The following is a 252-nucleotide window of genomic DNA, read 5'->3' as shown; positions in this document are numbered from 1 at the left end:
GCGCCGATCTCCTCCTCGCCTTCCGTCATCTCCTGAAGCGCCTTGTTGGCCTCCAGCAGCTCGCTGAACGAGCGCGAGATGTCGTTGACCTGCGTCTCGATGTTGCGCTGGATCGACGGCGCGTTATCCACCCACTGCGTGATCGGCATGGCAAGCGCCACCGCTAGCATCATGAACAGCCCCAGCAAGAGAGACACGATCCCCACCGAGGCGAGCGCGCTGGGCAGGCCCATGCGTTCGAGCGCACGCCGT

Annotated in this window: 1 pseudogene; it reads right to left on the bottom strand. The window is 64.7% G+C overall.

What is annotated here, in order from left to right:
• Positions 1 to 252 (bottom strand): annotated as a pseudogene (locus SAHL_RS17735) (hypothetical protein); the annotation flags it as partial.

The sequence above is a fragment of the Salinisphaera orenii subsp. halophila YIM 95161 genome (assembly GCF_003732545.1).
GTDB classification, from domain to species: Bacteria; Pseudomonadota; Gammaproteobacteria; order Nevskiales; family Salinisphaeraceae; genus Salinisphaera; species Salinisphaera orenii_A.
The sequence above is the reverse complement of the archived record's forward strand: the minus strand, read 5'-3'. Positions and strand labels throughout refer to the sequence as shown.